Annotated in this window: 21 protein-coding genes; 5 read left to right on the top strand and 16 right to left on the bottom strand. The window is 40.7% G+C overall.

Translation table 11 applies throughout. The annotated features are described in order from the left end of the window. Positions 1–57: 57 nt before the first annotated feature. The 8 genes from M3205_RS07595 to M3205_RS07560 all read right to left on the bottom strand — a co-directional run bounded on the left by M3205_RS07595 (position 58) and on the right by M3205_RS07560 (position 6192). On the bottom strand, positions 58–765 hold the full coding sequence (locus tag M3205_RS07595; protein ID WP_251169363.1) for a GntR family transcriptional regulator: 708 nt from the start codon (positions 763–765) through the stop codon (positions 58–60). A 15-nt stretch (positions 766–780) separates the two neighbouring features. Beyond that, positions 781–1311: a chromate transporter gene (locus tag M3205_RS07590; RefSeq protein ID WP_251169362.1), complete on the bottom strand. Its 531-nt coding sequence runs from the start codon at positions 1309–1311 to the stop codon at positions 781–783. Continuing rightward, positions 1308–1904 carry a chromate transporter gene (locus M3205_RS07585; RefSeq protein ID WP_251169361.1) on the bottom strand — a complete coding sequence of 199 codons (597 nt, stop codon included), beginning with the start codon at positions 1902–1904 and terminating at the stop codon, positions 1308–1310. The genes M3205_RS07590 and M3205_RS07585 overlap by 4 nt, the downstream gene beginning before the upstream one ends. Before the next feature lie 83 nt (positions 1905–1987). Then, positions 1988–2467 (bottom strand): GlcG/HbpS family heme-binding protein, encoded by a 480-nt coding sequence (locus M3205_RS07580; RefSeq protein ID WP_251169360.1) that lies wholly within the window; start codon positions 2465–2467, stop codon positions 1988–1990. A 19-nt stretch (positions 2468–2486) separates the two neighbouring features. Then, the gene (locus M3205_RS07575; protein WP_251169359.1) at positions 2487–3950 is read right to left on the bottom strand and encodes an aldehyde dehydrogenase family protein; all 1464 of its coding nucleotides are present in this window, start codon (positions 3948–3950) and stop codon (positions 2487–2489) included. Between the two features lie 122 nt (positions 3951–4072). After that, a complete protein-coding gene (locus M3205_RS07570; RefSeq protein WP_251169358.1) occupies positions 4073–4804 on the bottom strand; it encodes a TenA family transcriptional regulator in 732 nt (243 codons plus the stop codon). Between the two features lie 222 nt (positions 4805–5026). Next, on the bottom strand, positions 5027–5797 hold the full coding sequence (locus M3205_RS07565) for a creatininase family protein (RefSeq protein ID WP_251169357.1): 771 nt from the start codon (positions 5795–5797) through the stop codon (positions 5027–5029). Between the two features lie 62 nt (positions 5798–5859). Further along, complete coding sequence (locus M3205_RS07560; protein WP_251169356.1) at positions 5860–6192, bottom strand: 2Fe-2S iron-sulfur cluster-binding protein; 333 nt, start codon at positions 6190–6192, stop codon at positions 5860–5862. Between the two features lie 299 nt (positions 6193–6491). On the opposite strand from M3205_RS07560, the gene M3205_RS07555 reads away from it, so the two are divergent. Together M3205_RS07555 and M3205_RS07550 are read left to right on the top strand one after the other, a co-directional pair. Further along, positions 6492–6827, top strand: a complete 336-nt coding sequence (locus M3205_RS07555) for a hypothetical protein (RefSeq protein WP_251169355.1) — start codon at positions 6492–6494, stop codon at positions 6825–6827. Between the two features lie 366 nt (positions 6828–7193). Then, positions 7194–8576, top strand: coding sequence for a hypothetical protein (locus M3205_RS07550; RefSeq protein WP_251169354.1), 1383 nt, complete (start codon positions 7194–7196; stop codon positions 8574–8576). Positions 8577–8595: 19 nt separating this feature from the next. On the opposite strand, the gene M3205_RS07545 is transcribed toward M3205_RS07550, so the two are convergent. Further along, positions 8596–9276: an NAD(P)-binding domain-containing protein gene (locus M3205_RS07545; protein WP_251169353.1), complete on the bottom strand. Its 681-nt coding sequence runs from the start codon at positions 9274–9276 to the stop codon at positions 8596–8598. A 213-nt stretch (positions 9277–9489) separates the two neighbouring features. Beyond that, on the bottom strand, positions 9490–10938 hold the full coding sequence (locus tag M3205_RS07540) for a hypothetical protein (protein ID WP_251169352.1): 1449 nt from the start codon (positions 10936–10938) through the stop codon (positions 9490–9492). 512 nt (positions 10939–11450) lie between these two features. Here M3205_RS07540 and nadX point away from each other — a divergent pair. After that, entirely contained in the window at positions 11451–12260 is an 810-nt protein-coding gene (gene nadX, locus M3205_RS07535) for an aspartate dehydrogenase (RefSeq protein ID WP_251169351.1), read from the top strand. Positions 12261–12290: 30 nt separating this feature from the next. On the opposite strand, the gene M3205_RS07530 is transcribed toward nadX, so the two are convergent. Further along, positions 12291–12965, bottom strand: a complete 675-nt coding sequence (locus tag M3205_RS07530) for a GntR family transcriptional regulator (protein WP_251169350.1) — start codon at positions 12963–12965, stop codon at positions 12291–12293. A gap of 104 nt (positions 12966–13069) precedes the next feature. Beyond that, complete coding sequence (gene yyaC, locus M3205_RS07525; RefSeq protein ID WP_251169349.1) at positions 13070–13690, bottom strand: spore protease YyaC; 621 nt, start codon at positions 13688–13690, stop codon at positions 13070–13072. A 611-nt stretch (positions 13691–14301) separates the two neighbouring features. Here yyaC and M3205_RS07520 point away from each other — a divergent pair. Beyond that, positions 14302–15204 carry a DMT family transporter gene (locus M3205_RS07520; protein ID WP_251169405.1) on the top strand — a complete coding sequence of 301 codons (903 nt, stop codon included), beginning with the start codon at positions 14302–14304 and terminating at the stop codon, positions 15202–15204. Between the two features lie 53 nt (positions 15205–15257). Here M3205_RS07520 and M3205_RS25585 read toward each other — a convergent pair whose 3' ends face one another. From M3205_RS25585 to M3205_RS07510, 3 genes are all read right to left on the bottom strand, one after another. Beyond that, the gene (locus M3205_RS25585) at positions 15258–15383 is read right to left on the bottom strand and encodes a hypothetical protein (RefSeq protein ID WP_285886208.1); all 126 of its coding nucleotides are present in this window, start codon (positions 15381–15383) and stop codon (positions 15258–15260) included. Between the two features lie 226 nt (positions 15384–15609). Then, positions 15610–16554: an alpha/beta hydrolase gene (locus tag M3205_RS07515; RefSeq protein WP_251169348.1), complete on the bottom strand. Its 945-nt coding sequence runs from the start codon at positions 16552–16554 to the stop codon at positions 15610–15612. A 59-nt stretch (positions 16555–16613) separates the two neighbouring features. Further along, positions 16614–18260, bottom strand: coding sequence for a flavin-containing monooxygenase (locus M3205_RS07510; RefSeq protein WP_251169347.1), 1647 nt, complete (start codon positions 18258–18260; stop codon positions 16614–16616). 172 nt (positions 18261–18432) lie between these two features. On the opposite strand from M3205_RS07510, the gene M3205_RS07505 reads away from it, so the two are divergent. After that, the gene (locus M3205_RS07505) at positions 18433–19128 is read left to right on the top strand and encodes a LuxR C-terminal-related transcriptional regulator (RefSeq protein WP_251169346.1); all 696 of its coding nucleotides are present in this window, start codon (positions 18433–18435) and stop codon (positions 19126–19128) included. 189 nt (positions 19129–19317) lie between these two features. Here M3205_RS07505 and M3205_RS07500 read toward each other — a convergent pair whose 3' ends face one another. Next, positions 19318–19653, bottom strand: a complete 336-nt coding sequence (locus M3205_RS07500; RefSeq protein ID WP_251169345.1) for a hypothetical protein — start codon at positions 19651–19653, stop codon at positions 19318–19320. Between the last annotated feature and the right edge of the window lie 266 nt (positions 19654–19919).

The raw sequence follows: 19919 nt of genomic DNA, 5'->3' as shown, positions 1-19919 counted from the left end.
ATTTCGTTTCTTAGTTCTTGGTATACAATATACCATAATGATAATATTCAGACAATACTAAACTTTTAAATATTTATTTTTTTTTTTAACTGCCCCTTTCTTTTTAATTCGATTCACATAGGCTATATACGCCTTTTTCGAATTCTCAATATGAATCCTCATCAGGTATTCCGCTATTTCGGCATCTTTGTCGCGAAGTGCCTTCATAATATCGATATGTTCTTTTAATGAGTCCTTTCTTCTCCCAGGTGTTTCATATCCCATATTGGCCGCCATGTGAATGAAATCGATTAAGCCAGACAGGATTTCATATAGCTTTGGGCTCTTGGATGCCTTATTTATCAGCCTGTTCATCTGGATATGTTCGGAATTGAAGTTTTCTTCATCCTGTTCACTTAGTTCTAATAGTTCCTTAATCTTGAGATCCAGTTCTTGCTGTGTACCTGTATCCATTCTTTGCGCTGCCAGTTTTACAGCCAGTACCTCAAGAGAAGAGAGTATGGTAAAGACCTCCAATACTTCATCCTCTGAGATATTGGAGATTACCACACCTTTTCTGGGAACTGTTTTTACGAAGCCTTGGGATTCCAGCCTAAACAACGCTTCACGGATCGGTGTACGGCTGATGTTCAATTTGGCTGCAAGCTCCCTTTCTACCAGTCTGTCTCCAGCCTGGTATTCTCCTTCTAAAATAAGTTTTTTCAGATACAAATACGCATGTTCACGTATTGATATCAAGTTAGTTTCCTCCCATGTTTTTTCCATTGTTTCACCGCCTGTTTAAGATAAAAAGATTCCTCCATAAAATAAAGCTCCGAATATAACTAGAGAAGGATGAACCTTGAATTTGATTAATGTTAGATAGCCAACAGCTGTAAGAAGTACAAGGTGCAGCATTCCGCTTTTTTCGAAGGCCGACATAAAGAACTGATAAGCCATGACAGCCAGAAGGACAGCAATGATCGGCTGTACAGATTTGGTCATTAATTTCACTTTAGGAGAATCTTTGAATAAATTCACAAACTTAAACAGCACAATTACTGCCAATGCGGATGGCAGGATGGTTGCGGTTAAAGCCACCGCCGCACCCAGTACTCCCCCTAGTTCATAACCGATAAATCCCGCCATTTTCGTTGCTATTGGACCCGGCAGCGCATTTGCTATGGCAAGTACATCCCCAAATTCAGAGAGTGTCATCCAGCCATTGTTATTGACTACTTCAATTTGTATAAGGGGAATTGTTGCTGGACCCCCTCCATAACCCAATAAATTCGCTATAAAAAATGCCCAAAAGATCTCCCAATAGATCATGAACTTTTCTCCCTTACTGGCATGTACTCTTCAGCTGCCTTTTTATTAGCCTGTTCTTTCCGGTGGGCAATATAAAATGCTGTACTTAGCACTAACCCAATTAAAATTCCGGGATGCCATTCCAAAAACTGAACAAAAATTAATGATACTGCAGCCAGCATGAGGTTTTTAGGCACCCCTAAGCCCTGGCTGCCTTTCTGGTAAAAACGGTACGCCATTTCTGCCAGCATAAAACCGATGACAGGAGTTACTCCCTGCACCATACCGCTGACAATCGTGGACTGGCGGAAGGAGTATAAAACCCCGAGTAATGCAATCATGGCAATAATAGAAGGAAGGATATGCGTTAGGATGGCTACAGTGGCACCCAAGCTGCCTTTGACTTTATAGCCGATGTAGGCAGCCATCTTCGTTGCAATCGGTCCGGGCAATGTATTGGCCAGCGCCAGAGTCTCTCCGAATTCCTCCTCCGTCATCCACTTATATTTCTTGACTGCTTCAAATTCGATCAGCGGTATTGTCGAAGGACCTCCTCCATACCCTGTTACACCTGTACGTGCAAATCCAACCGCCAATTCAAGATAAGGCTTCATGCGATCCTCCCCTTTTTTAGGTGCTTTTGACTGAAGAAGGACCTCATTCCGCTACTTTTTATAACGAATGAGGTCCCTTTCTATTATTTTTTTATATCCGCTTCGGTTACAACTTCGTAGCCGTCTTTTTCCAGGTAAGTTTGAAGGGCTTTTAGAGCAGCAGTTCCCACAGCAGTATCCTGCTCGCCGTTTCCTCCGCTGATGCCGATTCCTCCAACAACTTCACCATTTACCACAATTGGGAACCCCCCGACAAACACAGCAAATTTGCCATCAAGCATATGCTGAATGCCAAATGCCTCATTGCCTGGCAGGGCTGGCCCGTTCGGTTCTTTATTGAATAGGTGGGTGGAGCGTTTATGGCCGGCGGCAGTGTAAGCCTTAGCAATCGCAATTTCAGGGCCAGTGATTCTTGCTCCATTCATGCGTTCAAGGGCAATAACACTTCCGCCGTCGTCGACAATCACAATCGTTTCGAACACATTTATTTCAGCAGATTTTTCCTTTGCTGCTTCAATCATCAATTTTGCTTCTTCCAGTTCAAGTTTCAAAGCAGTTTTCATTTTTCAATCTCCTTTAGTTTTAGTAGCCGATATAAACGGTTTTTACTTGGGTGAAAAATTCCAGGCCAACTCTTCCCGACTCCCGGAACGTTGCAGTGCTGGATTGCTTTAATCCGCCAAACGGGGCATTGATTAAGTTTCCGGTCGTAGTCCGGTTTACTTTTACCGTGCCCGCCTGAATATCCTTTGTAAACTGGCTGGCTGTTTTTAAGTTATTTGTCACGATGGAAGCAGATAATCCATAGTCAACGTCATTCGCAACTGCAATGGCTTCTTCATATGTACCTGCCTCGATCACGGCAATAACCGGTCCGAAAATTTCTTCCTTGGCAATACGGTGATTCGGTTTAACATTCGTAAAAATGGCCGGCTGCACAAAATATCCTTTTTCATATTGGCCTTCAGTCAGCTGTTCACCGCCATATACAAGATCTGCACCGTCTTCTTTTCCAAACTCAATATACTTCAGAACATTGTTCAGCTGCTTTTCATTTGCCAGCGGACCAATTTTAACTCCTTCTTCAAAACCGTTTCCTATTTTAAGGGCACTCGTTTTTTCAATCAATTTTTTTACAAATGCTTCCTTTACTTCCTTCATCACAATTACTCTGCTTGTTCCAGTGCAGGCTTGCCCTGTTAAAGAAAACCCGCCATTAACTGTTAATGTAGCCGCCAGTTCAATGTCAGCATCTTCCATAACTAATAGCGGGTTTTTGCCGCCAAGCTCCATTTGAGTACGGGTGGTGAAAGAGCTCTTGCTGTGGATGTCCTCACCTGCAGCTGTCGAACCAGTAAATGTAACAGCTTTGACGGCAGGATGGGTGACTAATAAATCACCTACCTCAGATGCTTTCCCTGTAACAAAGTTTAAGACCCCCTTTGGTATACCTGCCTCGTGCAGTGCTTCTACAAGCCGGACAGCAATCAGAGGGGTATCTGATGAAGGTTTGAACACAACTGTGTTTCCTGTAATTAAGGCTGGAGCAATTTTCCTCGCCGCAATGGATATCGGGAAGTTCCATGGCGTGATGACACTTACAACGCCGAGCGGTTCCCTCTCCGTTGAAACCCTCAAATTGGGATCATCATTAGGGAAGGTTTCACCTGTGAAACTTTGTCCCTCGACCGCATAATAACGAAGCGTCTGTGCGGAACGGAGCACTTCATTTTTTGCATCACTGACATTCTTCCCTTCTTCTCTTGTCAGTTCTTCTGCGAATTTGGCTGCATTTTCTTCTAGATATGCGGCAGCTTTGTTTAAAATGGCTGCACGCTTGGATGGAGCTGTGGTTGCCCAGCCAGGAAATGCTTCTCTGGCAGCTTCAATCGCCAGCTTTACATCTGCTTCATTGGATGCCTGAAAAACTCCGACTACATCTTCGGTGTTTGCCGGGTTAACACTATAAAACTTCTTTTGGCTCCCGGATTCCTGCCATTCACCATTAATATAATTATGGAAAGTTTCTACTTTTGTTGTAATCAAATGAAATCACCTTACTCTCTGTTTATTTCTCCCTTTACTGCAACAAATTCTCTGGTTATAGAAAGAGCCGCCACATAGACCTCGTATGACAAGATTTAGTGTGACGGCCTGGATAATAAATATTATTTTGCTTCTACTAAAGAGCCAAGATCCTGTTCAAGATATTCTCTCCATAGGCCATCCATGTACATACGGCGCATCTTCGCACCTGTGCGAACTACCTCCAGACAGCGCTGCTGCAGTTCAGGAGTGTCAGCATGATCTAAAACAATCTTATAGCCGCGTTCTCCATGGATTTCATCGGATACAATATGAAGATCGAAGAACTCGATTTCTTCATCAGTGAATCCGTATTGTGCACGAAGAGCAGGAGTCTGCTTCCGATAAATGTCCGGTACCTGTGACTCTAACCCAACAACAAGAGCGGCAGTAGCCACAACGAAGTTTTCACGGGCTGCAACTGCATAACACCAGCTTTGCAGGCCTAGTGTTGTAGCTGCCATGTTTTCTGGATTGATCACACGTTCGCGAGTCGTTCCACATGCTTCTGCAAAACGAATCAGCAGGTCTGTATGGCGGTCAGCCGCAATTTCTTCTTCATACATATTTTGAAGTGTGAAATCTTTTGCTGCTTCAAACTTCGGATCGGTTGGAGTGTTGTGGTAGATATACGCTAAGTAGTCTGCAAAAGGCCCTACATAGTGGTAATGGTTTTCAGCCCATCTTGCAAAGTGCTTTCTTTCCAGTTTTCCATCAGCCCAAGCTACAGTGAATGGAGCTTTCTGACTGTGATTTCCTTTAATGGCTTCCTCTAGTTCTTTGCGAAATTCATCTTTAGATAATAATTCTGGCATGTGTAAACTCCTCCTCGAAATTTATGTAGCCTATTGGCATTTGATATTTTGTATACCATATACACTTTAAAAAATTATAGGCTACTAATATCCAGCCTATTAATCTTGTTTTTTGGTCTTTGGTATACCTTAATGAAATCATAACCTATTCTTTTTTAAATGTAAACACAATTTTTAGAATTTTTTAAAGATTATTTTTTCTTGGTTGCTAATTTGATAGGTTTAATAAGAAGGCGCTTTTTTCAGATCAAGCAGTTCGGAAAGCTCCTGGGTAAGATTATTCAGGGCTTCTTCTACAATTTGTTCTCCTATTTCCCTGCTCCCTCTGCGTCCATCACCTATACAGCCATTGCCAGTCATTTCTTCGTAATAATAAAATCCCTGGACCGCCTTCCCCGGACGGAGCTTTTCCCATCTCCCGCCATGATTGATTTCCCCTTTTTCTAAAAGGTCCTTTCTTACAAGCTCCGGAGCCAGATACAGAGCTTCAGATACTTCCCTTTCGCAGCTGTGGCCAAATAGAGGGGATTTAATATATTTTTCGATAGATTCCCTTGCAGAGGCAGTGGTCTTTGCATAGTAAACTTCTACTTCTAATTCCTTTGTGATAGTCATTGCTGCGAGATTCAGTGTAGATTGGTTTCCGCCATGGGAATTCAAAAATAGAAACTTCTTGATGCCATGCTGTTTCAGCGAAGAGACCATATCTTTCAGAACAGCAATCAAAGTAGACGGCTGAAGGGTGATGGTACCGGGAAAATGAATATGGTGTTCCGAAACACCCATGTTAACAGTTGGCGTGATAATAGCATATGGAAACATTCTTTGCCCCAGTTTAGTCGCCATTCTTTCTGCAAGCACGGCATCGCAGCTTTCCTCCATATGAGGGCCGTGCTGCTCATGTGCTCCAACAGGAATAATAGCAAATTCTGCAGTTTCTAAGGATTTTTCAACTTCCTTCCACGTCATCTTAGTAAGATCATAACAATTCATTTTCTTTATACCCCGCTTGTTTTCGGTATTTTGTATACCTTAAATCGACAAAAATAAAAATACTATTTTGTGATAGCTGCTGTTGTTTTCTTGGGAGGTTTAATAGAGATATTTTCCTGGGATATTTCTATGTCGCTTTGAATAGTCATCTGGCAGGTTAACCGGTAACCTTCTTTCACTTTATCGCCAAGCATTTTTTCTTCCTTCCAATTTGGCGGTCCGAGATCATCGCCCGCGTCTAATACGATACAAGTGCATTTTGTGCACCTTCCCATCCCACAACCATATTTTAATTCCGGAAACTGGCGAATACCTGCCAAAACAACCAAATTGGCATTATCCTTCACCTGCTTCTCCACTATCTTTCCATCTACATGTAACGTAACCTTAGGCATAATCATTACCCCTTTCAGTTTATTCTAAAAATTTAGATACTTTTTTTCAAAGTATACAATCTTTCTTGAAGATTAGCAAATATGTTTTTTTAAATTGGAAAAGATCTTATGGGTATAGCCCTTTTAACCGAATAATTAAAAAATTTAGAATATATCATTGTATCTTTTGTAATTTTAGTATAAAATACACTTAAAGTTCATGGTATACAATATCCCATAAGAAAAGGAGGTATGCTGCCTAATTACATATTTATTAATTTAAATTTGAAAATCTAAATTAAAAAAAAGGAGTGTTTTAATTGGGTAAATACATTGTATTAACAAATAAAGATACTTTCCAGACTATTCTTGAAAACGAGGGTTTAAAGGTGGTTGAGACGTATCATTTCTATTTTTTCGATAATCTGAAGGCTAAGTACACTATTGCAGAAGTTTTGAATGAGAATATGAAAATACAACTATATGAAGAATATGAAGGAAAAGAGTATGTAAATCATATCGGTGTAAAATTCTTTGAACGATTTGAAACGCTGGAAGCAGCTAGAGAGGAATTAGATGAAATTGTAAAGGCATCTGGCAATAGTGAGGACTCCATTCATTCGAAGCTGGTTAAATCTGATGAAGTAGCAATATAAGAAATTTTTTAAAACCCGGAGGAAGCCGATCTTCTTCCGGGTTTGCTGTTCACACATCTAAAAGAAAAAACCGCCAAAGCATGGCGGCAAAATTAGAATTTTAATGTTCTTCTTAAACGGGCTAATTTTCTTTCAGCTTTCTCAATTGCATATTTAGATCCAAATAGAAAATGGAACATCGGGCAGCCTCCTTTTTTCTCTTACCTGTTACCATTATTATATGATGGATTTTATAAATTTACAATAAGATTGTATACCAAATACCAAATAAATAAACAGTTGTGACTAATTTTTGAACAAATAGATAAAATATAATGATTTTGGTATACCATTAAAGTTTAAATTCAATTAAATGAGGGTGCTGATATGCTTAGAGTTTTATTTATGGCAGTGATCACATTATATTTGCTTTCCACCTTGCTTCCGCAGTGGAATATTGATTCCCTCCTTTCTATCTTGTGTTTAATCATCGTCGTTTTGACATTCCGGCTAACGAAGAAATTTGTTCAGATTCTCGGGGGAGTTTTCCTGACTTTTGGTGCAGTCCTGCTCTGGACAAGCAACTCGGAGTGGCAGCAGTATATTTTTGCTTTTGGACCAATGCTTGATTTGCTTACCATGTTTACTTTAATACCCATTTTGGGAATCCCTGTTAAACTGGGACGATACGGGGAAGGCATCCAGGCTATCATTCAAAAACGTGTAAAAACATCTGGTCATTTGTATATGATGACCTCTGGAATCTCTTACTTTTTCAGTATTTTTATGAATCTTGCCACCCTGCCCATGACCTATTTTTCCATCAGGCCGGCATTGGGGAGCTTCCCTGTAAGAAATAAGGAACGGTTCATGAGCAGGGCCATATCCAGAGGGTTTGCGATGCCTTTAATTTGGGCACCTGTAACTCCTATTGTGGGAATTGTGATAACGATGACGGGAGTCAGTTGGGGGTCCATCCTCCCTTATGTCATTCCGCTGAGCATATTTGGATTAGCAATGGATTGGTTTATTGGATCCCGTCAGTCCCAGCCAATGAAACTCCACCACTCAGCTGGAGAATCTGTGCATGAGACGGCTGCAGCCCTGGAAGTGCCCAATGACGGCCGCCCGGGAAGAGTTTTTCAAATCCTGGTGGCAATCGCTATTTTTAATGTCCTCGTATCTCTTGCAGAGACACAAGTTTCGTTGCCATTCTTAATTCTTGTTTCACTAATCGTCATTCCATTTGCTTTCAGCTGGTCCCTTTTATTACGGAAAGGAAAAGAGTTTGGCCATCAACTGTCTGACCATTTCAATTCATTCGCGATGAGCATGAAGGATCAATTTTTTATCTTTTTATCCACAGGCTTTTTTATCTCAGCAATTAATATATCGAAGATAAATGAAGTTCTTTTTGAATGGATTGCAGCTTTTATAAGTGTGGCCGGAAACGAGATTTTCCTGGTCATACTGCCTTTAATTCCTTTAGGGCTGGCCTTTCTGGGCCTCCATCCAGCCGTTTCCCTGGCATTGATGATTGAAGGAGTAAACCCGGAAACCATCGGAATTTCTCCTCATATCCTGACAGTCGCCATGCTGTCCGGGGCGGTTTCCGCCTTCTTAGTAGGTCCATATAATGCAACCCTTGGTCTCATGTCTAACATTATCAAAGTCGATTCCTATAAAGTCTCGAGCTGGAATCTTCCTTTTGCAGGAGCTTATGTTGCTTGTGTGATGTTCTACCTATTTTTGCTGGAAAGATGCCTCTAATAGGAAAAGCTGCTGAAAATTAATCAGCAGCTTTTTTATTTGATTCCTGAATTTCCTTCACAATCTCTTTTGCAAAGTGCCCAAAAGTGCCTTCGCTGTAAGACCGGATGACTTCTGGTGCCAGAGAAGTAAGCGCCCTTTTAACATAGGCTGGATGATACCCTTTTCCTGTTAAATCATTCTCAATTTCAACAGCCGTTTTGACAGCATAATAGGTTGCCAGTTTATTTATTTCTGCTACTCTCTCTTCACTGTCTTTTATGATTTCCCCTACTGGTCTGAATAGGTCCTGAACAGGAGCAGGGAGATTGTCTTCAGTAATAAATAATCCCTTTCCATTCTCCATTAAGTCTCTTGAATGCCCCATGTATTTCAATCCATACACCTTACAGGAAGGGAACCTTTCTTTAATTTCTTTCGTTGGAAGCGAGGTAGCCATATTAATGAAAGTAATCGAAGATTTCTCTGGAATTATGCTATCCATAAAAGAAATCACTTTTCCAGCCGGTAATGCGAGCAGAATAATATCTATATGTCTCAACTCGTTAACTGTCAATGGATTTGCATTAGGATACCTTTCAGCAAATTGTTCTGCCTTTGAACTGTCGGGATGAAAAATACCTATTGAAAGGTTTGATTGATGCCAGTGAGTCATCATCGCCGCACCTAACTTACCTATACCTGCTAAGCCAATTTTCAAAATATCACTCCTGTCTTTATAAAAGGCTCTTTTCGTCTAGAATGTTGTTCTTACCTATCAATGTTGTCCGATGATTTCCGCTCCAAACAACTCAGTAAATAAGATACAAAAAGCAACAAACCTTGAGAAAACAGTCTTATAAAAAATGGCTATCCCCTTAGTTAGTTTATTCTAACATTGCAGGATAGCCTTGTTTTTCTCAAGCTTACTGTTTTACCAGATTAATATAGCAATTAATGTTGCGATAAATAAACTAGCGACAACTGGAATAAAGTTTTTCCTGGCCAGCTCCAGTGGTGAAAGCTGCAGGAACCCTGCTACTGCAACAAGCGAAGACCAGGCAACAATTGTTCCTCCACCCCAGATGGCACCCATTTGTCCGATGGCTGCTAATGTGGAAGGATCAATATGGCTGCCACTTGCTAATGCACCCGATAAGGCACCTGTTAGCGGCAGCCCGGAAAAACCTGATCCATCAAGGCCAGTGATCAATCCGACAATCAACAAGCCAAAACCTGCAATAAAGGGATTCTCTGGAATATAAGCCTGGCCTGCCTGTATCATATCAAATAAAAAAGCAGGGTTGGCAGCGCTTTCATCCAAAGATAAAATTGTTCCTGTAAAGTCTGAGCTACCCATAAAGAAGAATCCAGCTATTGGAATTACCGGAGCCATCGCCCTGAAGGCAAACACGAAGCCTTCCGTTAAATGCTCGCTTATCTTATCTAAAGCATGGATACGATTAAATGCGACAGTGGCAAGCACTAATAAAAGAGTCGCAACACCGCCAATAAAGGCGGCTCCATCAGTTCCTTCAAAGCCTGTTCCACCTGTTAATTTGGTTGAGAACATATAAATCATAACACCTAGCATCGATAAAGGCACTAATACAGCAAAAACCTTACCCCATGTGTTTTTTCTCTTAATGATTTCAGCACTTTCTTCAGCTGTAGCCGCAAGCTCATTCGCTACACCAAAAAAAGCGGCATCTTCAGGGTTTAGAGAGGAAGAGTCAAGGTTCCCATTTTTCACGATTGATTTTCTATGCGCCACATAAACATAGGACAATGCGAGTACACCTGTAATGACGGAAAGAACAAGTGTTTTATCCGCAACCATCGCTTTATCAATTCCAGCTGCTTTAGCACTGAGCATCGGTGCTACCTGCATGATATAGTCTGATGACAATGCCATTCCCTGACCGGCAATGACAATAACCATTGCTGCCGTCATTACAGGCAGCCCAGCTCTTACTGCTGCGGGTACAAGAAGTGCACAGATGAGCGGGACAGCAGGAGTTGGCCAGAAAAAGAGAGAAATTACATAGGTCGTAACCATTAATACCAAATAGGAAATATGCCCGTTCACCATTACCTTCTCAATCGGACCAATAAGTCTCTTGTCAGCTCCCAAATCCTTCAGTGAATTGAGAAGCGCGATCATAAGAGAGATAATTAAGAATATGCTGAATAGCTCTTTTGCAGCGAGGAGATTAGCGTTAAATACAGCCTGAAAGCCCGCGATTAAACTGCCTTTATAAATAACTGCCACAAAGAATGTTCCGATGATAACCGGCAGGACAACGCCTCTTCTAAAAAGCATCGTTGCGATGACAGACACAGTAACAATTGCATAGACCCAGTGAGCAAATGTTAACTCCATATATTCCCCTCCGTTTTCGTTATAGAAAATAACCCCTATAAAATAGTGCAATTGCAAGACTTTATGTCATTCTACGGCTGACTATGTAATACCCCGGCAGTTTGCTTCACGAGAAAAATTTATAAACTTTTTAATTAAGAATACAGCATTTGGTGGATTGTATACCATATTGAACAAAAAACAAAAAAGCGCTTTTCATGGGTGACTTGGTTATCTGCTGTTGCATTGTTACATTCTATTTCGTTCTCTTGAGCTCTTTAGATGTGAATCTCCTCAATTGCCTTAGAACTTGTAATATCCCTCCCTTTTCACTATTTTAAACTTGTATACTATAATAACACTAAAAATTAACATTGTGCAAATAATTTTGAAAATTTAGATGTTTTAATATTTTCCATAAACTTATTGCTCTCTTAATGGATTTAAGATAAAATCTAGGATAAAACTGCACACAGTATATTGTATACCATTTTGAAACGTTTTTAGGGATGACCCAAGAAGGAGTGATAAATATGCTGAAAGCTGGAATTATCGGTTATGGAACACTGGGGAAGACCATAGCAGAATTAATAGAAACCGGCCATGCTGGGAACGTGGAGCTAAAGTCTGTACTTGTTAGAAGAAATAAAAAACCTGCAGAACATGCTGAAAAACAAGCATTTGCCTTTACGTCAGATGAAGATGATTTTTTAAATGGAAATTTAGATATTATCATAGAGTCTGCTGGACATGAGGCTTTACAGCTTTTTGGGGATAAAGTGCTGGCAAACGGAAGTCACCTTGTTGTACTTTCCGTTGGAGCCTTAGGAGACACCGATTTTTATAAAAAACTGCAGGCAGTGGCCACGCAGCATAACCGGCAGATCTTTATCCCTTCTGCAGCTATAGCCGGTCTCGATAGGATTGCAGCAGGGGCATTGGGTGAGATTGAAGATATTACTTTAATTACACGGAAGCATCCGCGCAGCTGGAAAGGCACGATTGCGGAAGAAAAAGTAGATCTGAATATGCTGACTGCCCCATTTTGTATTTATGAAGGGAATGCCAGGGAGTCATCCAGGCTTTTTCCGCAAAGCGTGAATGTTTCAGCAGCCCTTAGCCTTGCAGGAATTGGCTTTGAAGATACTAAGGTAAAGGTGTATGCTGATCCGACTATCCAATCAAACACACATACCATCAAGGCTAAGGGTTATTTTGGCGAAGTGGAGATATCCGTTTCGAATGTTCCTTATCACGAAAATCCAAAATCCAGTCCAATTGTTGCCATGAGCGTGGCCAAGGTTTTAAAAAATTTAACTTCACCTATCGTTATTGGTGTGTAATAAAAAATAAGAAAGGGCTGCTGCTCTTTCTTATTTTTTATTTTCACTCTGCTGCACCGCTTCAATGTATGCTTTTTTTGAATTCTCAATATGTATTTTGGTCAAATACTCAGCCATTTCCATTTCTTTATTAACAATGGCTTCCATGATTTTTAAATGCTCCTCCATGGACTGCTTTGCCCTGCCGGGATTTTTATGCCCGATTTTGGCAAATGCCCGGATATAATCGGATAACCCGCTCAGCATCTCATAAAGCTTCACATTTTTGGCGGAGCTATATAGGAGATGGTTGAGCTCCCTATGTAATTCAGCAGCATCTTCTTCAGGATTATTAAGATATTCCTTGACCTTTTTTATGCTTCCTGCGAACATGCTTTCCATTTCATCATCCAGCTTCTGGACGGCTAACTTTGCTGCCAGTACTTCAAGTGATGATAAAATGGTAAACACTTCAATAATTTCCTTTTCAGAAATATCGGCAACGATTACACCTTTTCTTGGAACTGTCTTAACAAATCCTTGTGATTCCAGGCGGAATAGCGCTTCGCGAATTGGCGTCCTGCTGATATTTAACCGCTCAGCAAGTTCCCGTTCAACCAGCCGGTCTCCAGCCTTGAATTCTCCGTCCAAAATAAGATCCTTAATATGCAGATAAACCCTCTCACGAATCGAGATCAGATTATCTTCAGTCCAGTTATTAACCATTCCTTCCCCTCTTTCTCTCTTTAGTATCCTTACTGCCCATTATAGCTTACCTTTTGGGGTAACAGCAATTTTTTCCTGATGTACCAAGGAGTTCAACTTAATGTTTATGGTACATTCATTTTTTCTATCTCTCTTCTGGAAGTCCGATCATTGACAGCTACACGCGAAATAATTTCCGCTATGATTTCAGCCAGTTTTAAAACCAAATATAATCTTGTGTTATTTAAGGAGTGTACAGGTGTTAATGGATCCAGTGTATTTACAATTGCCTTCAAATGATAATCACCCACACTTGGCAGGACGCTATTCACTGCATTACCCGGAATAAACGATCCTTCTCTTATTAAAATATAACCGATTTGCCGTTCGTCCCCGAGGCAGGCGTCTATACCAAATATAAAAGGATCATGATGCGTTTCCTTGATTTCTTTAAGAATCGTTTTAATATTTAATGCATGAACAGGATCCTTTAGCGTCCCATATACCGGATAAGGAATGTTCTTTTCTTTGAGGATCTTTCCTGTAAGTGGTCCAAGAGAGTCTCCTGTTGAGCGGTCCGACCCGATGCACAAAATAACGATTTCCCTGGAAGTGCTGTTAAAAATCTGTTCCAGCTTTGATACCATTTTTTCAACTTCCGCAGCTTCCGTTGTTTCTTTAATGGAAATATAGCTTGCTGCATCTACTATTTTGTTACTCCTTTTACCTGATGAAAATGGCCACATCTTTTTCCCTCCTTTCCGACAAAATTTTTAAATTTCAATCCAATTAATTTTTAATTAAGGCTCATTTCGTATAAATTGCTGTTTTAAGCTTATCAATGCTGTCCATTGACTTCCGCTCCAGGATGCCCGCTTTCCGCGGGGCGGGCGCTGAGCCTCCTCGGCGCTTAGCGTCTGTGGGGTTTCACCTGTCCCGCTACCGCAGGACTTTGAATATGCTGCCTTGAGTATACACCGCACGAAGAAAATGCGAATGCATTTTAGATGAACTCACACCTTACGCTACAGTCAACTCAGCATATATAATTCAAAACAGCAGCAAACTTTGCGAAAACAGCCATAATTAATAATCATTCTTAGTGTAAACCAGGAAAACAGCAATTAAAAATTTATTTATACATTATATATTTACTACCCTGACCTTCCGTGGCATATCCGCAGAACTTTGATTTTTTTACTTCAATCATACATGAAGTACAAACTGATATTCATCTCAATTGTGCTTAAAAATAACTATTTCGACTTTCGAAAAAGGTGTTATAATACTATTTATAAAATTTTTACAGAAATGAAGGCGAGTTCGTTTGAAAAAAAAATTATGGCTTATTTATGGAATGCTGACTTTGGCTACTGCAACATGGGGCAGCGCATTTATTGCCGGCAAGTTTGCTGTTCAAAGCTTTGAACCTGCAACTGTTGCTTTTTTGAGGTTTTTGGGAGCTGCCATCCTGCTTTATCCGCTCATGTGGATTATGGAGAAAGATCGGCAACGGCCAAATTTAAAAGATCATGGACTGTTTGCTCTGTTGGGCCTGAGTGGAATTGCACTGTATAATATTTGTTTCTTTCTTGCCACAAAACACGCACCCGTGATTAAAAGCTCATTATTTATTGCATCAAACCCGGTTCTTATTGTCCTTTTATCTGGACTATTTCTTAAAGAAAAAATTACGAAAAATCATATCATTGGAATGGCAGTTGCTTTGACAGGTGTATTGTTTATTATTACAGATGGCCATCTGTTCACGCTTTTCCAATATGGCTTTGAACCAATTGATTTCATATTGCTGGGCGCTGTCGTAAGCTGGGCCATTTATAGTGTTGTGGGGAAAGTGGTTTTAAAGAAATTCAGCTCAGTGGAATCGACCACATATGCAGTGGCCTATGGTACCTTATTTCTCTTGCCGTTTGCTTCTGTTGAAACAACGTGGATGGACATCCAGCAAGCCAGCTATACAACCTGGGCAGCTATCGCCCATATGAGTATCTTTGTTACCGTTGTTTCATTTGTCTTGTATTATAACGGAATTAAAGAGGTCGGAGCGGCCAAGGCTTCCATTTTTATAAATGTGATGCCTGTGTCTGCTGTTATCATGGCTACACTCTTTTTGGGTGAAAAATTCACCATTGCGCATGGAATAGGCGCAGCATTTGTTCTTACAGGGGTATATATAGGAACTAATGCTAAAATATTTCAAAGAAAGATGACTAAACAATTGAAAAATAAGACCGCCTAGTAATTTTAGACTCATCATCCTGCAAGAAAACAATGATTCATGGAATAGTAGCATTAATCAAGGAATGCATGAATCAGATGCGTTAGCTTCATCCAGCGCTCAAGTGTACCCAGATCGCCAATAAGATAAAGTGCATCCATGGTGAAGATCTGCATGTATCCTTCAGAAAGAGAATTCAAAAGGCTTGTTCCGGTGGTGAACAAGCCTTTTGTTTATTTAATCATGATCTTAATACCTTTTTTGTTAATGTATAGGAGAACTGGCTAATGCTATTGTTTTTTAGTCTCGCCTTTTTCTAAGCAATATTCCTCAATCCCTCACCAATTAACTCTTCTATTAATCTATTAATACATAATAAAACAAAATGGACACTTCCATTCCGGAGTGTCCAATCTGCATATCAAATTATTTCGAAGCTACACTTCCCTGAAACACACGCTTTAACGCATCTGCCGCTTGTTCAATAGATTTTCTTCCCTGTTCCAGAACACCAGGCATCCAGAAGAAGCCGTGGATCATGCCGTCATACCGTTTTGCTTCAACGGGCACGCCAGCTTCTTTTAAACGCTCAGCATAAGCTTCTCCTTCATCACGCAGCGGGTCAAATTCTCCTGTTAAAACCAATGCCGGCGGCAGTCCGCTCAAGTCTTTTGCCTGCAGCGGAGAAGCATATGGATTTTTCCCATCTTCCTCGTCCTTAAGATAATGATTCCAAAACCACTCCATGCTGTCTTTTGTTAACAGATAGCCGTCTGCATTTTCGGTATAGGACTCTGTTACATAAGAATGGTTGGTTACCGGATAAATCAGCATTTGATAGGCCAATGAGAATTCGCCCTTGTCTTTTGCCATGAGAGCCACAACGGCTGCAAGGTTGCCGCCTGCACTGTCACCGCCAACTGCAATGCGGTTTGGATCTGCACCAATGGATGCTGCATTTTCAGCCACCCATTTGGCGGCAGCGTACGAATCATCTGCAGCCGCAGGAAATTTATGCTCGGGAGCCAGCCTGTAATCCACCGAAACGACTACACAATTCGCCAAATTTGTTAAAAGCCTGCAAGGAACATCTACTGTCTCAAGGTCACCGATTACCCAGCCGCCGCCGTGATAGTATACGAGCACAGGGAATTGGCCTTCTCCTTTAGGGGTATAAATTCGAACAGGCATATCCCCTCCGGGTCCCGCAATTTTTCTATTCTCAACCTTCCCTACTTCCTCCGGCACCCCAGCCAGAGCGCTAAAGTCAGTGGTAAGACGGGCTTCTTCTGGTGATAACTGGCTCATCGGAGGTGCTCCGGCTGACTCCATTTGTTCCAATAAAAACTTTGCCTGCGGATCTAGTGCCATAATTATTTCCCCCTATTAATTTATTCATATATTGAAAGAATACATTAATGCCTGCCCCTCTATTTAACAGCACTCGTTTCAGATGCCGTCAGGCTAAAACCTTCATAGCCTTTTTCAGCGACTTCTTCACAAATCTTCCGATAGGTTCCAACACCGCCAAGATAGATTTGAAAACCTCGCGCTTTCCCTTCAATATTCGCCCCCATGTACCAAGAGTCTGTCTTAGTAAATAAAGTCTGATCGGCGATTTCACGGCAATGCTTACTCCATGTATTTTCCGCCTCTTCATTCGCTTCAATAACAGCCTGGTTTTGTTCGCGCATATAACTGATGCAGTCAAATACCCATTCCACATGCTGTTCAATTGAAACCATCATATTGCTCAAAACAGACGGACTTTCAGGTCCTGTCAGCATAAACATATTCGGGAAACCTGCTGTGCCCAGGCCAAGATAGGTGCGGGTTTGTGAGCCGCCTGCCCATTTCTCTTTCAGTGATATGCCGTCTTTTCCGTGAATATCGATCTTAAACAGAGGTCCCGTCATCGCATCAAAACCTGTGGCAAACACGATCATATCAAGTTCATATTCACCATCCGCAGTTTTAACACCTGTTTCGGTAATTTCCTGAATCGGGGCTTTTTTTACGTCCACCAGCGATACGTTATCCCGGTTATAGGTTTCAAAGTAATCTGTATCTATGATGGTCCGTTTAGTGCCATAATAGAACCTTGGAAGGAGTTTTTCCGCCACATCAGGATTTTTTACTGTTTCGCGGATTTTAGAGCGAATAAACTCTGCTACGATTGCATTCGCTTCCGGAGATATGGACAAGTCATTATATGCGTAAGTTAGTTTAAGCAGTCCTCCCTCTTTCCAGGCTTCCTCGAAAACTTTTTGCCTTTCTTCAGGGGTTTCGTCAAAAACGGAAACATTTCTTGGCTCCTCCGGTATTCCGGTAATGGAATGGCGCATTTTTTCTCTGATATTCCCGTAATTTCCCCGTATATATTTCAAATGCTCTGGATCATTCTGCTTGTTCCTGGCAGGGCTGCTGTATTGCGGTGTCCGCTGGAATACGGTCAGGTGCCCGGCTTCTTTTGCAATGACAGGAATGGCCTGGATACCGCTGGACCCTGTGCCAATAATGCCAACCCGCTTTCTTGTGAAATCCACTCCTTCATGCGGCCAGTGACCGGTATGATGCCATTCACCCTTAAAGTTTTCCAGCCCTTTAAATTTGGGGACATTGGACGCTGATAAACACCCTACAGCTGTAATAAAATATTGAGCAGAAACCTTTTCGCCATTATTTAATTGAACTTCCCACCTTTTATTCTTCTCATTAAATTGCGCGGATTGCACCCTTGTACTGAATTGCACATCACGCCGAAGATCAAACTTATCTGCTACATAGTTTATATAGCTTAATATCTCAGGCTGTTCAGCGTATTTTGCCGACCAACTCCATTCTTTCAGCAGTTCCTCAGAAAATGTGTAATTATAGTAGATGCTTTCAACATCGCATCTTGCGCCGGGATAGCGGTTCCAATACCATGTGCCACCTACATTATCTCCTGCTTCATATACCCGGGTGGAAAACCCAGCCTCCCGCAAACAATGCAGCATATACAATCCAGAAAAACCAGCGCCTACGACAACAACATCAAAATCCGTGAGAGAGTTCGTTCTTTGAAACGATGACATCCTTTCTTCCTCCCCATGATATTAATTAAAATGTAAGCGATTTCATTTTTCTTTTTAAAATTTCCCTCCTTTACATGGTTTATATTTTTTCTATCTTAATCTTACTATCATTCTTTTATATTGAATATTCATAATTTTCTATATATAATATCCCTAAAAGGGAGGTGTTAATATGGCAATTGAATCTACGATATTAGGAAATATCCAAATTTTACAAGATGTAGAGAGTCATGAGGAAAAACTGTATAAAATTCTAGAGGTTTACATGAATATTTTCCCTGTTCAAAACGCCTTTTTGTTTCGTTATTCCCCTTTAGGCTTTATCGGAGAAGGGATCATTGCAATTACATCCCACGGACTAATACATATCAGAGATATCAGGGATGATATTCGTTCACTGCCGCTTATACACTCTGCCCTCCATGAAAGGAAAGCAAAATATTGTTCGGGGATAGAATACCTGAAGCAAATAAACATCAAATACATAACTACTTCCAATGTCAACTCCTTCCTTGCTATCCCCATTTGCTTTGGAGCTGTCCCTATCGGCTACATTTGCACAAACGAATTTGACGAACAGGGAATAATTTCTGATCATCAGCTTTCTTCTTATACACAATTTGGTCAACATATAGGAAAAACTCTTGAAAAAACTGAAGGAAAAGAAGATTCCCGGCTATTAAGCAGAAGAGAAATGGAGGTCATGAAAAGGATTTCCTGGGGAGAAAGCATAAAGGAAATGGCTGATTCCATGTTTATCAGTGAAGTTACCATCAACCAGTATATAAAAACAGCTATCAGGAAACTCGGAGCTCAAAACCGTACACAGGCAATTGCTGTGATGTTCCGGAAAGGGATGATTTCATAATTCATACAGTACCTTTATCAACCAAACAGGCCCTTTTCTTATAGAGAGGGCCTTTTTAACATTTATTTCTCCATCATCACTCTCAAAATCAGCTCATCCGTATGACGGATGCATTCATTTCCTAATTTATAGAAGCTCTCGATACTTTTTTCAACTTCAGCATGAATAATAAATTGGGATCTAATCTTATTACCATTTGCTGAACAATGAACTTAGATTCTTCAATGTATATAATCTGCCTGTCACCATAAACACACTGTTATAGTTCCTTTGAACATATTCATCAATAATGGTCAGTCCTTTTACAAACCGGTCAACTAAATAATTTGTGTACTTTGGATCCCAGACAAAGCGGTTAATCCTGATCAGCTCATCTGCAAGTATATGAAACTTAAAGTCTTCAGCAATCAGTTGAATCTGTCTTAATTTGTCGGTATCCATAAAGAAGATATTACTTTTAAGGTTTTTATTCAGAAATGTCAGAAAGTCATTAATATTTTCAGCTAATAAGATTGCTTTTTGCATTTCAGGGGTCACAAGAATACTCTCCCTTCTTATCATTCTGTTATGAAGAATTTATGAAAGAGAGCCCGAACTTAACACCTAAAAAAGGAAGGAATCTTTATGTTCCTGATGATTTGAAAATTTCTTTTATCCAAAATTTTGATCAGCCGAGGGAGCTGTTCCATCCTGCAATAAAGGTAAGAATACCCTGCACTGCAAGAACCGGCTCAAACTTGGACGGACAAAAAACAGCCCCACTAATAGAATTAGGGCTGTTAAATGCATTT

Origin of the sequence: Cytobacillus firmus (assembly GCF_023715565.1) — a bacterium.
Lineage (GTDB): Bacteria > Bacillota > Bacilli > Bacillales > Cytobacillaceae > Cytobacillus > Cytobacillus firmus_C.
This window is presented reverse-complemented; position numbering and strand designations above follow the sequence as displayed.